The sequence below is a fragment of the Nocardioides sp. Soil_C_8 genome (genome assembly GCF_057656315.1).
In genome coordinates, this window is record NZ_JBDGKQ010000004.1 from 270,467 (window position 1) to 283,807 (window position 13,341).

The following is a 13,341-nucleotide window of genomic DNA, read 5'->3' on the forward strand; positions in this document are numbered from 1 at the left end:
CGCTAGACCTGGCACCCGGGACCGGGCGCCTGTTGACTGTTGTGGACATTACTGGACCGCGGGCCTCTCACCGAGGACCGCGGAGCCGACACGCACGTGTGTCGCACCGTGCCGGACGGCCGCCTCCAGGTCGCCGCTCATCCCGGCGGACAGCGTGGTGGCCCGGGGGTGGTCGCGGACGAAGGCCTCGCGGACCTCCGCGAGCCGGGCGAAGGCCACGTCGGGCTCCTCACCCAGCGGCGCGACGGCCATCAGGCCGCGCAGCCGGAGCATGCCGGCCTCCTCGACGCGCTGGGCGAGGTCGGCGAGGTCGCCGGGGTCCGCCCCGGACCGGTGGGTGGCGCCCGGAGGGTCGAGGCTGACCTGGAGCAGCACGTCCACGTCGTGGCCTCGCGAGTGGGCGCCTCGCGAGAGGGGCGCGACCAGCTTGGCGCGGTCGACCGACTCGACGACGTCGGCGTAGGCCGCCACCGCGGCGGCCTTGTTGGACTGGAGCCCGCCGATGAAGTGCCAGCGCAGGCCGAGGTCGGCGCACTCGGCGGCCTTCGCCTCGGCCTCCTGGTGGCGGTTCTCCCCCACGTCGGTGACCCCGAGCTCGGCGAGCACGCGGACGTCGGAGGCGGGGAAGAACTTGGTGACGACGACGAGGGACACGTCGTCCTCGGGGCGCCCCGCCTCGGCGCAGGCCGCGGCGATGCGACGTCGTACGACGTCGAGGTTGGCGGCGATCTCGTCGCGGCGCGCCGTCACCGGGACCACCGCTTCCGCTCGCGGCGGGCAGGTGTGTGCTCGATCCAGATCGCGCCGGCGAAACGGGTCGCGGCAGCGCCGTCGCGGCGGTAGGACGGCCAGCCGGGGTCCTCTCGCGTGCAGGTGTCGACAGTGCGTACGTCGTCGATGCCCGCAGCCGCGAGCTGGGCGCGCACCCCGGCACCGAGGTCGAGCGCAGGCGTGCCCCACGAGGTGGTCGAGCGCGCCTCGGGGACGATCGCGGCGACCTCGTCCTGCATCTCCGCGGGCACTTCGTAGCAGGCGCCGCACACGTGCGGCCCGATCCACGCGACGCTGGGCGCGGCGCCCTCCGCACGCATCGCGGCGATGGTGGCCGGGACCACTCCCGCCGCCAGGCCGGGTCGACCGGCGTGCGCGGCCGCCACCCACCCGGCCTCCGGGTCGGCGAGCAGCACGGGCACGCAGTCGGCGGCGCGGGCGAGCAGGGACAGGCCGGGTCGCGACGTGATGAGGGCGTCACAGGTCGGCCGCTCGGGCCACGGCACCGGCAGGTCCAGGTGCACGACGTCGGCACCGTGGACCTGGTCCATCACCGCCGTCAACGTGCCCGACACGCCGGCGATCGCGCCCAGGGCCATGCTGCGCCGGTCGTCGGGCGCCGCGTCCCCGAGATCCAGGGAGGCGTCGGTGAAGGCGACCTCGATCACGAGGTCGCCTTCGATCCGGTCGCGGTGGCGCAGGAGGCCCGTCGCGTCAGAGACGTTCACTTCAGGAAGTCGGGGACGTCCAGGTCGTCGTCGTCGAACTGGACCTGACGGGCCGGCCGCGACGGCGCCGACTGCTGGGCGGGCTGCTGCGACTGCTGCTGGGACTGCTGCGGGGACTGTGCCGGGGCCGATGGGGTCGACGGCGCGAAGGTGGTGCTCGTCTGAGCCGGAGCGGGCGCGTTCTGGGCCGGCGCCGCCTCCTTCGTCGCGATCTGCCGGGCAGCCGCACGGGTCTGCTCCTGGGTCTGGGCGGGCTGGCCCTGCCGCAGCACGTTGCCGTCGGAGCGACGCTTGGGCATGCCGCCGTCGAAGCCGGCGGCGATCACCGTCACCCTCACCTCGTCGCCCAGCGCGTCGTCGATGGTCGCTCCGAAGATGATGTTGGCCTCGGCGTGCGCCGCCTGCGAGACGAGCGCCGCCGCCTCGTTGATCTCGAACAGGCCGAGGTCGGAGCCACCGGCGATCGAGAGCAGCACGCCGTGCGCGCCCTCGATGCTCGCCTCGAGCAGCGGGCTCGAGACGGCCATCTCCGCGGCCGCGACGGCGCGGTCCTCGCCGCGGGCCGAGCCGATGCCCATGAGGGCGGAGCCGGCGTTGGCCATCACGGACTTCACGTCGGCGAAGTCGAGGTTGATCAGACCGGGGGTGGTGATCAGGTCGGTGATGCCCGAGACACCCTGCAGCAGCACCTGGTCGGCCTGCTTGAAGGCGTCGAGGATCGACACGTTGCGGTCGGTGATCGACAGCAGCCGGTCGTTGGGGATCACGATGAGGGTGTCGACCTCCTCGCGGAGCTGGCTGATGCCCTCCTCCGCAGAGTTGGCCCGACGGCGACCCTCGAACGCGAACGGACGCGTCACCACGCCGATGGTCAGGGCACCCAGCGAGCGGGCGATCCGGGCCACGACGGGCGCACCCCCCGTGCCGGTGCCGCCGCCCTCGCCGGCGGTCACGAACACCATGTCGGCGCCCTTGATGACCTCCTCGATCTCGTCGGCGTGGTCCTCGGCCGCCTTGGCGCCCACGTCGGGGTTGGCGCCGGCGCCGAGGCCGCGGGTGAGCTCGCGGCCGATGTCGAGCTTGACGTCGGCGTCGCTCATGAGGAGTGCCTGGGCGTCGGTGTTGATGGCGATGAACTCGACGCCCTTGAGGCCGACCTCGATCATCCGGTTGACGGCGTTGACGCCGCCACCACCGATGCCCACGACCTTGATGATCGCCAGGTAGTTCTGCGCTGCTGCCACGGCTCCGGGGCCTTCCTTGTGTGGGTCTGTGACGTCTGGGGATGGACGGTGGTCGACACCCTCGGTGGCTCCCGGAACCCTAACCGTGAGCCTGAGGGTTATAGTTATGTCAACCTCGCCTTTCGCCAGACACTAGGCACCGAGCACCTCGATTCCCGGGCGGACACGCCCACGCGACGCGTGTCGCCAAAGAAATTCTGCCCGCGGCGTCCGACTGCGTCAGGGCGTCGTGCGGTAGGTCGGGTTGCCCGGGACGCTGACGTCGTAGAACGGCGCCTTCTGGGCGGCCAGCAGCTTGTCGAGGACCTGCGCCTTGAGCTCCGACTCCTCAGCGCTCCCCCACAGCACCTCGCGCCGGTCCCGCATGACGAGGGAGATCTGGTCGACCGTGGCGACCTCGACGTGGTCGACGCGGGTGACCAGGTCGTCCGGCAGTGCCGAGACGACCGTGGCCGCCTCGCGCAGGGCGTCGGTGCCCGCGTTGGCGCCCGGGCGGACCCGCGGCATCCCCTTGGGGACTGCTTGGTACTCGCGGAACACCACACCCTCGGGGTCGAGGCCGCGGAGCCTCCCGGCCAGCTCGACCACCGCCACGGCGGTGCGCTCGACGACGGCGATGCGTACGGCGTCGGGCCAGGTGCGGGTGACGTCGACGGACTGCACCTCGGCGAGGGAGCCGACGCGCGCGTCCGCGCGACCGAGGTCGACGAGGGCGAGCTGCTCGCCCACCGGGACATCGGCCACCTCGCGGATCCGGCCGTCGCTGAGCAGGCTGTTGCCGACCACCTCGACGCGCTTGACCTGGAGGGTCGCGGAGAAGAACACCATGTAGACCGAGGTGCCCAGCAGGGCGAGGACCAGCAGGAACGCCAGGACGTAGCGCAGCGACAGCCAGCGCCGGGCCCACTGCCGACGGGCGAAGCGGCGGCGCGTCCGCCGCGTCGCCGCGGCCTGCTTGCCCGGCTTGTCCGCCTTGCCCGGCTTGTCCGCCTTGCCCGGCTTGTGCTCGGTGGCCGGCGTGTCGTGCCCGCCGTCGCGCGGGATGCCGGTGCTGGTGGTGCCGGACGCCTCGCGGCCGCGCTCCGGTGCCTCGCGATCCACTCAGCCCTCCTCGAGGAGGTCGAGCACCCGTGGTCCGACGCCGGTGATGTCGCCCGCCCCGAGCGTGATGACCAGGTCGCCGGGGCGCGCGCGCTCGGCGAGCGCCTGGGCGGCGGCGCCCAGGCCGTCGACGTAGGTCACGTGCTGCACCGGCAGGGGTACGGCGTCGGCGACGAGCAGTCCGGTCACCGCGGGGTCCGGGTCCTCGCGGGCGACGTAGACGTCGAGCACGACGACCTCGTCGGCCGCGCCGAGCTCGCGGCCCATCGCCTCGCCGAAGATGCGGGTCCGGGAGACCAGGTGCGGCTGGAACGCCGCGACGACACGACCGTCGCCGGCGAGGGCGCGGGCCGCCTCGAGGTCGCCGCGGATCTCGACGGGGTGGTGGGCGTAGGAGTCGTAGACCCGCACGCCCCCGACCTCGCCCTTGAGCTCCATCCGGCGGCCCGTGCCGGTGAAGCCGCCCAGGCCCTCGACCAGCGCGTCGTAGGACAACCCGAGCCGCAGACCCGTCGCGAGGGCGGCGACCGCGTCGAGGACGTAGTGGCGACCGGGAATGCGCAGCCGGAGCTCGCCGAGGTCGTCGCGGCCACGGGTCACCCGGCACGACGAGGTGGACCCGTCGAGCACGAGGTCGTGGATGCGCACGTCGGCGACCTCCGACTCCCCCACCGTCACGACGTCGAGTCCCTGCTCGCGCGCCATGCCCGCGAGGCGAGCCGCGCCGGGGTCGTCGACGACGCAGACGAGGAAGCCGTCGCGGTCGATCGTGTCGACGAAGTCCTCGAAGGCCCGGTGGTAGGCCGCCTCCGTGCCCCAGTTGTCGAGGTGGTCTGCCTCGACGTTGGTCACGATCGCCGCGTGCGGCCGGTAGTGCAGGAAGGCGCCGTCGCTCTCGTCGGCCTCGGCGACGAACAGGTCGTCGGCACCGGCGTCGGCGTTGCGACCGGTGGCGGTCAGCACGCCCCCGACGGCGTACGACGGGTCGACGCCCGCCGCAAGCAGGGCCGAGGTGAGCAGGCCCGTGGTCGTCGTCTTGCCGTGGGTGCCGGCGACCGCGAGGACGCGGGAGCCGGCCATCACCGCCGCGAGGCCGGCGGAGCGGGGCAGGACCCGCAGGCCGCGGCGTCGCGCCTCGAGGACCTCCGGGTTGTCCTCGCGCGCCGCGGTCGTCACGACCAGGGTGTCGGCGTCGCCGAGGTGGGCGGCGTCGTAGCCGAAGTGGCAGGTCACCCCGAGCTCGCGCAGGGCCGGGAGGAACGGTGTGTCGTGGTCGTCGCTGCCGGTGACCGTGAGGCCGCGCTGGGCCATGATGCGGGCGATCGCGGAGATGCCCGCGCCGCCGATGCCGACACAGTGGACGCGCCCGAGCTCGGCGGCGGGCAGCACCTCGTCGGGGACGGGGATCCTCACGCGCGCCGCCCCCCTGCGTCGAGGACGATGCGCGCCAGCTTCTCGTCGGCGTCGAGCGGGATGACGCCCGTCGCAGCGGCGCCCATGGTCGCGAGCCGCTCGGCGTCGCGGAGCAGACCGGGGACGCTGGCCGCGACCCACTCAGGCGTCAGCGCGCCGTCGGCGACGAGCAGGCCACCGCCGGCGTCGACGACCGGACGCGCGTTGAGCGCCTGCTCGCCGTTGCCGATCGGCAGCGGGACGTAGATCGCCGGCAGTCCGACGCCCGAGACCTCGGTGACGGTGTTGCTGCCCGCGCGGCACAGCACCGCGTCGGCGGCGGCGTAGGCGAGGTCCATGCGGTCGACGTAGCCGAGCACGACGTAGGGCACCTCCCCCGACGCGACCGAGAGCTCGTTCTTCGGTCCGACGACGTGCAGCACCTGCACGCCGGCGGCGGCGAGCGCGGGCGCCGCCCCGGAGACGGCCGCGTTGATGCGGGCGGCTCCCTGCGAGCCGCCGGTGACCAGGAGCGTCGGCAGGTCGTCGCGGAGGCCGAACGTCGCCAGCGCATCTGCCCGCAGAGCGCCGCGGTCCATCGTCGAGATGAGCCGGCGGATCGGCAGGCCGGTGCACACCGCCCGGGGCAGGTCCGTGTCGGGGAAGCTCGTGGCGACGTGGGTCGTCATGCGCGCGCCCAGCTTGTTGGCGATGCCGGGGATCGCGTTGCCCTCGTGCACCACGATCGGCACGCCGCGCTTGCGGGCGGCGAGGTAGGCCGGCACGGAGACGTAGCCGCCGAAGCCGACGACGACGTCGGGGCGCACCCGGTCCACCACCTCGAGCGCGGCCGCGCGGGCCGCGCGCAACCGGGTCGGCGTACGCAGCAGGTCGGGGCCGGGCCGGCGCGGGAGCGGGACGCGGGGCACGATCTCGAGGGGCAGGCCGGCCTCCGGGACCAGGCGGGCCTCGAGTCCCTCGCGGGTGCCGAGGCAGGTGACCTCGGTCGCCGGGTCGAGCCGGCGCAGGGCGTCGGCGGTGGCGAGCAGGGGCGAGGTGTGGCCGGCGGAGCCGCCGCCGGCGAGGAGTACGCGCATCGGAGGCAAATCTAGCGAGCGGGGCCTGCGGAGAGACCGGCGGAGCGGTTGCGTCGGCGTGCCGCCAGCGCGGCCGCGGCCTCCGGCTCCCGTCGCGCGAAGCCGATCACCAGGCCGAGCGCCACGAGCGAGGGCAGCAGGGCCGAGCCGCCGTAGGACACGATCGGGAGCGGGATGCCGATGACCGGGAGCAGGGCCAGCACCATGCCGACGTTGATCATCATCTGGCCGAGCAGCCACACCACGATGCCGAAGGTGGCGTAGCGGACGAAGGGGTCCTGGGTGCTGAGCGCCACCCGGACCGCGGCGTAGGCGATCGTGAAGAACAGTGCGATGACCAGCAGCGTGCCGACGAGGCCGAGCTCCTCGCCGAGGACGGCGAAGATGTAGTCGGTGTGGGCCTCGGGCAGGTCGCCCCACTTCTGCGTGGAGGCACCGATGCCCTGCCCGAACCAGCCACCGCTGGACAGCGCGTAGAGGCCGTGGGCGGGCTGCCAGCCTGCGTCGGTGTAGTCCTTGAAGGGGTCGGTGAAGTGCGTGATGCGCTTGAGCCGCTCGGCGTCCGTGGCGGCGAGCGCGACGGCGGCGACACCGAGGACCGACAGGCTGAGACCGAACAAGCGCATCGGGGCTCCGACGACCCAGAGCATCCCCAGCAGGATCGCGGCGAGGACCAGCGCGGTGCCGAGGTCGCGGCCGACGAGGACGAGGCCGATCACGGCGAAGAGCCCGGGGACGACGGGCACCAGCAGGTGGTGGAGCTCGCGGAGGCGCCGCTCCTTGTGGGCGTAGATGTTGGCGGCCCACAGCACGATCGCGAGCTTGGCGACCTCGGCCGGCTGCATCGTGAACGGGCCGATCGCCAGCCAGTTCTTGTTGCCGTTGATGTACTCGCCGAACCGTGCCACCAGCGCGAGCAGCACCAGCGCGACCAGGAAGCCGGGATAGGCGAGCCGGCGCACGTGCTTGATCGGCATGCGCGACGCCACCCACGCGCACGGCAGGCCGATCGCGACCCAGAGCAGCTGCCGCTTCACCACGGCGTAGGAGTCGTCGTAGGTGCGGTACGACGAGACGCTGGAGGCGCTGAGCACCATGATGAGCCCGATGGTGAGGAGCAGCAGCGACGCGCCGAGGAGCAGGTAGTAGGACGCCAGCGGCTTGTCGAGCGCCTCGCGGATGGAGCGCCGGCCTGCGACGAGCCCGGACCCCAGCGGCGCACGCCCGACCCGGGGCGCACCGCCGGAGCCGTCGGTCAGCGTCTCGGGCGCCGGCTCCGGACCGACGTCCAGTCCCACTCCTCCGGGGTTCGCGGTGGTCATGCGTCGCGGCTCCCCTCGGGTCGGCTGCTCAGTCGCTGTCTGGCTGGTCTGGCTGGTCTGGCTGGTCTGGCTGGTCGGGCTGGTCGGGCTGGTCGGGCTGGTCGGGCTGGTCGGGCTGGTCTGGCTGGTTCGGCTGGGTGGTGCGGGCGATGCGGGCGTGCACGGCGGCTGCGAACGCGTCACCGCGGGCGCCGTAGTTGGCGAACATGTCCATGGACGCGCACCCCGGCGCGAGCAACACCGTGTCACCGGACCTGGCGAGCCCGGCGGCCGCGTCGACCACACGCTCCATCGGAGCCCCAGTCTCGTCGGCGCCCACATCGATGACCGGCACATCGGGCGCGTGTCGCAAAAGAGCGTCTGCCACGACCTGGCGGTCCCGGCCGAGCAGGACCACGCCGCGCAGCCGGCCGCGCACCGCCTCGACGAGGTCGTCGAACCGCGCACCCTTGGCGAGACCGCCCGCGATCCACACGACGTCGTCGAAGGCGGAGAGCGACGACTGGGCGGCGTGCGGGTTGGTCGCCTTGGAGTCGTCGATCCAGGTGACGCCGTCGGCCTCCGCGACGTGGGCGATCCGGTGGCCGTCGGGACGGAACGCGCGCAGGCCGTCGCGCACCGCCTGCTGGCTGACGCCGTGCGCCCTGGCCAGCGCTGCCGCGGCGAGGGCGTTGGCGACGAAGTGCGGCGCCGGGGAGGCGAGGTCGCCCAGGGTGCAGAGCTCGGCGGCGCTGGTCGCACGCTCCTCGATGAACGCCCGGTCGACGAGGAGGTCCTCGACGACACCGAGGTTGCCGGGAGCAGGGGTGCCGAGCGTGAAGCCCACCGCTCGCGCGCCCTCCACGACGTCGGCCTCGCGGACCATGTCCTCGGTCGCGGGGTCGGCCAGGTTGTAGACGCAGGCCCGTTGCACGCCGGAGTAGACGCGTGCCTTGTCGGCGGCGTAGACCTGCATGCCCGTCCGGGCGCCGGGGTCGGTGCCCGCACCCGGCTCGTCGTCGTACCAGTCGAGGTGGTCCTCGGCGATGTTGAGGACGACGGCGGACTCGGCCGCCATCGAGCGGGTGTAGTGGAGCTGGAAGCTGGAGAGCTCGACGGCGAGCACGTCGTAGGGCTCGGGGTCCATCACGGCCTCGACGATCGGCAGGCCCACGTTGCCGACGGCGGCGGCGCGGAGCCCGGCCGCGGTGAGGATGGACTGCAGCATCTGCACCGTCGTGGTCTTGCCGTTGGTGCCGGTGACGGCCAGCCACGGGGCGGGTGCCTCGGGGTCGCGCAGGCGCCACGCCAGCTCGACCTCGCCCCACACGGGGATCCCGCGCCCGGTGGCCTGGGCCAGCAGCGGTGCGGTGGGCTTCCAGCCCGGCGAGGTGATCACGAGGTCGACGTCGTCGGGCAGCACGTCGGTCGCACCCGGCTCCAGCCGGATGGTCGCGCCGAGCGTCTCCAGGAGGCGGGCCTTCTCCGTCTTCTCGTCGCTGGTGGACTCGTCGAGCGCCGTCACCTGCGCGCCGAGGAAGAGGAGGTTGTCGGCGGCGGCGAACCCGGAGACGCCGAACCCGGCGACGACCGCTCGCACGCCGGACCAGTCGCTCGTGCGGCCCAGGGCCTCGATCGCAGTGCTATCCAACGCCGGCGACCCACTCGGCGTAGAAGATGCCGAGGCCGATGGCGACCGTCAGGCCGGTGATGATCCAGAAGCGGATGACGATGGTCACCTGCTCCCAGCCGAGCATCTCGAAGTGGTGGTGCAGGGGCGTCATCCGGAAGACCCGGTGGCCGGGCTGGACCTTGAAGATGCTCCGGAACAGCCCGCTCGCGCGGCTCACCTTGAAGACCGACACCTGGATCATGACCGACAGCGTGACCGCGACGAAGAGGCCACCGATGATGACCAGCAGCAGCTCGGTGCGGGTCATGATCGCGAAGCCCGCCATCGCGCCGCCGAGTGCGAGCGAGCCGGTGTCGCCCATGATGATCTGGGCGGGAGAGGCGTTCCACCAGAGGAAGCCGAAGCACGCGCCGGTGATCGCGGCAGCGACCACTGCGAGGTCGAGGGGGTCACGCACCTCGTAGCACTTCGGCCCGGCCTCGAGCGCGCACGACTGGCTGTTCTGCCAGATGTTGACCAGCGTGTAGGCGGCGAAGACCAGGATCGACGAGCCGGCGGCCAGGCCGTCGAGTCCGTCGGTGAGGTTGACCGCGTTGCTGAACCCGGTGACGAAGAACCAGATGAGGAGCATCGCGACCACCGTCGGCAGCGCGAAGCCCTCGTAGTCGCGGATGAACGAGATGTGGTCCGACGCGGGACGCCAGCCGCGCTCGTCCTCCAGCACAGGCGACAGGGCGAGGAAGCCGAAGACCACGGCGACGAGCGTCTGGCCGATCATCTTCGCGCGGCTGCGCAGGCCGAGGTTGTGCTGCCGGCTCACCTTGAGGAAGTCGTCGAGGAAGCCGACGGTCCCGAGGCCGACGAAGAGGAAGATCAGCAGCAGCGCCGAGGCGGTGGGCGCCGACCCGGTGATGACCTTGGCGGCGAAGTAGCCCACGACGGCGGCCAGCACGATCACCGCGCCGCCCATGGTCGGGGTGCCGCGCTTGACGTGGTGGGTCGTCGGGCCGTCGTCGCGGATCGGCTGGCCGAACCCCTGCCGCGTGAAGAAGCGGATCGCGTAACGCGTCCCGAGCAGGGAGATCAGCAGGGAGAGTCCTCCTCCGAACAGGATGGCTCTCATGTGGTGCTTCCTTCCTTGCCGCTCCCGGTCAGGAGGTCGTCGGCGATCAGTTCCAGCGCCGCCCCCCGCGATGCCTTCACCAGGACGACATCAGCAGCCGAGACATTGTGCCGCAGCCACTCGGACGCTTCGTCACGCCCCGCCGTGGTGATGCTCACTCCCCCGCTGCCGGCAGCGTCGAACCCGCTGGCGATCCCCGCGGCGTCGCCGACGGCCAGCAGCACGTCGACCCCGGCGCGGGCGGCGTAGTCCCCCACGCCGCGGTGCGCGGCGGCGGCACCCTCGCCGAGCTCGAGCATCTGGCCCAGCACGGCAACCGTACGCCGGCCGGTGCGGACGCCGATGCCGGCGAGCGTCTCGAGCGCAGCCCGCATCGACTCGGGGTTGGCGTTGTAGGAGTCGTTGAGCACGACGAGCCCGTCGGGGCGCTCGGCCAGCTCCATCCGCCAGCGACTGGCCGGGACGGCGTCGGCGAGGGAGTCGGCGACGGTGTCGAGGTCGAGCCCCGCGGCGAGCGCCATCGCGGCGGCCGCGGCGGCGTTGCGCCACTGGTACGCACCGACCTGGGCGAGGTGCACCGTGGCACCGGAGCCGCGGTGGGCCAGCTCGAACGACTGCCGGCCCAGCTCGTCGGCGGTGACCTCGCTGACGGCGACGTCGGGCGCCGGGCCGTCCGCCTCGCCGGCCACCGGGCCGCCGAAGGTCACGACCTGCGCCGCGGTGCGACCGGCCATCGCGGCCACGAGGTCGTCGTCGGCGTTGAGCACGGCGGTGCCGTCGGAGGGCAGCGCCTCGACGATCTCGCCCTTGGCCCGGGCGATCGCCTCCCGGCTGCCGAACTCGCCGATGTGGGCGGTGCCGACGTTGAGCACGGCGGCGATCCGGGGCGGCGCGATCGCGCACAGCTCGGCGATGTGCCCGACGCCGCGCGCCCCCATCTCGACGACGAGGTAGCGGGTGTCGGGGGTCGCGCGCAGAACGGTCAGCGGCACGCCCAGCTCGTTGTTGAAGTTGCCGCGCGTTGCGACGGTGGGCCCGGACTCGGACAGCACGTGGGCGAGGTAGTCCTTGGTGCCGGTCTTGCCCTGGGACCCGGTCATCGCGAGGACGACGGCGTCGGGCAGGCGGTCGACGACATGGCGCGCGAGCAGTCCGAGCGCCACGGTCACGTCGTCCACCACCACGGTCGGCAGCTCGGTCGGACGGGTGCCGAGCACCGCCGCGGCTCCGGCGTCACCGGCGGCGGTGGCGAGGTCGTGGCCGTCGACCCGCTCGCCGGCGACGGCCACGAAGAGGCCGCCCGCCTCCGGCGTCCGGGTGTCGACGAACGCTCCGCCGGTGACGGTGGCCTCGCCGTGGGCCACTCCCCCGACGGCGTCGGCGATCTGGTCGAGCGTCATCTCGATCATGCGTCGTCCCCGGTGGCGTGGGTGGCGCGCGCACGGAGCTCCTCGGCCGCGACCACCCGGTCGTCGAACGGGTGCACCACGTCCCCCACCTCCTGCCCGGTCTCGTGCCCCTTTCCGGCGACCAGGACCACGTCGCCGGGACGCGCGCGGCGTACGGCCTCACGGATGGCGAGCCGGCGGTCCCCCACCTCGAGCACCTCGGCGGGTCCCCGGGCGCCGGCGAGGACCGCAGCGCGGATCGAGGCGGGGTCCTCCGTGCGGGGGTTGTCGTCGGTGACCACCACGACGTCGGCGAGACGTGCGGCGATCTCCCCCATCACCGGACGCTTCACGGTGTCGCGATCACCGCCCGCGCCCACCACGACGACGACCTGGCCGTCGGTCAGCGGCCGCAGGGTGGCCAGCACCGCCTCGAGGGCGTCGGGCTTGTGGGCGTAGTCGACGACGACCGTGAAGTCCTGGCCGGCGGCGACCTGCTCGAGCCGGCCCGGCACGCCACCGACGCGGGCGATCCCGTCGGCGACGCGCTGCGGGTCGAGCCCGGCGAGCGCCGCCGAGGCGATGGCGGCGAGGGCGTTGGAGACGTTGAACTCGCCGGGCACGTGGATCTCCGTGCGCAGCTCGACGTCCGGACCGAGGACGGTGAAGCTCGCGCCCCCGGCGGTGAGGTCGACGTCGACCGCCCGCCAGTCGGCGTCGCCCCCGCGTGAGGAGTACGTCGACATCGGGATGCCGGCGACGTCGAGGAGGCGACGGCCGAACTCGTCGTCGAGGTTCGCAAGCCCGACGCGAGCCCGCTCCGGGGTGAAGAGACCGGCCTTGGCGGCGAAGTAGTCGTCGAGGTCGGCGTGGAAGTCGAGGTGGTCGCGGCCGAGGTTGAGGAACGTCGCGACGTCGAAGACGACGCCGTCCACCCGACCGAGGACGAGGGCGTGGCTGGAGACCTCCATCGCGCACGTGTCGACGTCGCGCTCACGCATCACCGCGAAGAGGCCGTGCAGGTCCGGCGCCTCCGGCGTCGTGAGCGCGGTCCGGACGTCCTCGCCCGCGATCCGGGTGCCGTTGGTCCCGATGACGGCCGAGGTGACGCCTGCCTCGGTGAGGCCCTGCTCGAGCACGCGGGTGGTGGTGGTCTTGCCCTGGGTGCCCGTGACGCCGATGACGCGCAGGCCGGACGCGGGATCCCCGTAGATGCGTGCGGCGAGGCGCCCCAGCACGCGGCGAGGGTCGGCCACCACGAGGGCGGGCGTGCCCGACGGCAGCCGGTCGAGGCCTGCTGCGTCGGTCAGCACGACGACCGCACCGGCCTCGACGGCCTGCGCCGCGAAGTCCGCGCCGTGGGCGCGCGCGCCCGGCAGGGCGGCGTACAGGTCGCCGGCGCGCACGCGTGCGGTGCTGAGCGAGATGCCGGACACAGCCACGTCGAGGTCGCCGTGGACGGCCACCTCCGTGATGGCCGAGAGCCAGTCGGCGAGCTCGGCAGCAGGGGTCGCCGGGGACTGCTGCGGACGCGTCGCACTCACGGGCTCGTGCACCGACCGA

The 13,341-nt window shown here is 73.3% G+C and carries 10 protein-coding genes and 1 pseudogene; all 11 read right to left on the reverse strand.

The genetic code is table 11. From position 1 onward, the window contains the following. Nucleotides 1-48: 48 nt before the first annotated feature. The 11 genes and pseudogenes from AC3A3L_RS18320 to AC3A3L_RS18370 all read right to left on the reverse strand — a co-directional run bounded on the left by AC3A3L_RS18320 (nucleotide 49) and on the right by AC3A3L_RS18370 (nucleotide 13,334). Nucleotides 49-750, reverse strand: a complete 702-nt coding sequence (locus AC3A3L_RS18320) for a YggS family pyridoxal phosphate-dependent enzyme (protein ID WP_487641476.1) — start codon at nucleotides 748-750, stop codon at nucleotides 49-51. Beyond that, nucleotides 747-1,499: a purine nucleoside phosphorylase YfiH/LACC1 family protein gene (locus tag AC3A3L_RS18325; RefSeq protein ID WP_487641477.1), complete on the reverse strand. Its 753-nt coding sequence runs from the start codon at nucleotides 1,497-1,499 to the stop codon at nucleotides 747-749. Before AC3A3L_RS18325 ends, AC3A3L_RS18320 begins: the two co-directional genes overlap by 4 nt. Beyond that, the gene (gene ftsZ, locus AC3A3L_RS18330) at nucleotides 1,496-2,743 is read right to left on the reverse strand and encodes a cell division protein FtsZ (RefSeq protein WP_487641478.1); all 1,248 of its coding nucleotides are present in this window, start codon (nucleotides 2,741-2,743) and stop codon (nucleotides 1,496-1,498) included. The genes AC3A3L_RS18325 and ftsZ overlap by 4 nt, the downstream gene beginning before the upstream one ends. 219 nt (nucleotides 2,744-2,962) lie before the next feature. After that, a complete protein-coding gene (locus tag AC3A3L_RS18335; protein ID WP_487641479.1) occupies nucleotides 2,963-3,844 on the reverse strand; it encodes a cell division protein FtsQ/DivIB in 882 nt (293 codons plus the stop codon). Continuing rightward, the gene (murC, locus tag AC3A3L_RS18340; RefSeq protein WP_487641480.1) at nucleotides 3,845-5,257 is read right to left on the reverse strand and encodes a UDP-N-acetylmuramate--L-alanine ligase; all 1,413 of its coding nucleotides are present in this window, start codon (nucleotides 5,255-5,257) and stop codon (nucleotides 3,845-3,847) included. Then, a complete protein-coding gene (gene murG, locus AC3A3L_RS18345) occupies nucleotides 5,254-6,333 on the reverse strand; it encodes an undecaprenyldiphospho-muramoylpentapeptide beta-N-acetylglucosaminyltransferase (protein WP_487641481.1) in 1,080 nt (359 codons plus the stop codon). The genes murC and murG overlap by 4 nt, the downstream gene beginning before the upstream one ends. Nucleotides 6,334-6,344: 11 nt before the next feature. Then, on the reverse strand, nucleotides 6,345-7,655 hold the full coding sequence (gene ftsW / locus AC3A3L_RS18350; RefSeq protein ID WP_487641482.1) for a putative lipid II flippase FtsW: 1,311 nt from the start codon (nucleotides 7,653-7,655) through the stop codon (nucleotides 6,345-6,347). Between the two features lie 163 nt (nucleotides 7,656-7,818). Further along, a pseudogene (gene murD, locus AC3A3L_RS18355) lies at nucleotides 7,819-9,285 on the reverse strand (UDP-N-acetylmuramoyl-L-alanine--D-glutamate ligase); the annotation flags it as partial. Further along, nucleotides 9,278-10,390, reverse strand: coding sequence for a phospho-N-acetylmuramoyl-pentapeptide-transferase (gene mraY, locus AC3A3L_RS18360; RefSeq protein WP_487641483.1), 1,113 nt, complete (start codon nucleotides 10,388-10,390; stop codon nucleotides 9,278-9,280). The pseudogene murD and the gene mraY, both read right to left, overlap by 8 nt. After that, on the reverse strand, nucleotides 10,387-11,799 hold the full coding sequence (locus AC3A3L_RS18365) for a UDP-N-acetylmuramoyl-tripeptide--D-alanyl-D-alanine ligase (RefSeq protein WP_487641484.1): 1,413 nt from the start codon (nucleotides 11,797-11,799) through the stop codon (nucleotides 10,387-10,389). Before AC3A3L_RS18365 ends, mraY begins: the two co-directional genes overlap by 4 nt. After that, entirely contained in the window at nucleotides 11,796-13,334 is a 1,539-nt protein-coding gene (locus tag AC3A3L_RS18370) for a UDP-N-acetylmuramoyl-L-alanyl-D-glutamate--2,6-diaminopimelate ligase (RefSeq protein WP_487641485.1), read from the reverse strand. The genes AC3A3L_RS18365 and AC3A3L_RS18370 overlap by 4 nt, the downstream gene beginning before the upstream one ends. Nucleotides 13,335-13,341: the final 7 nt, after the last annotated feature.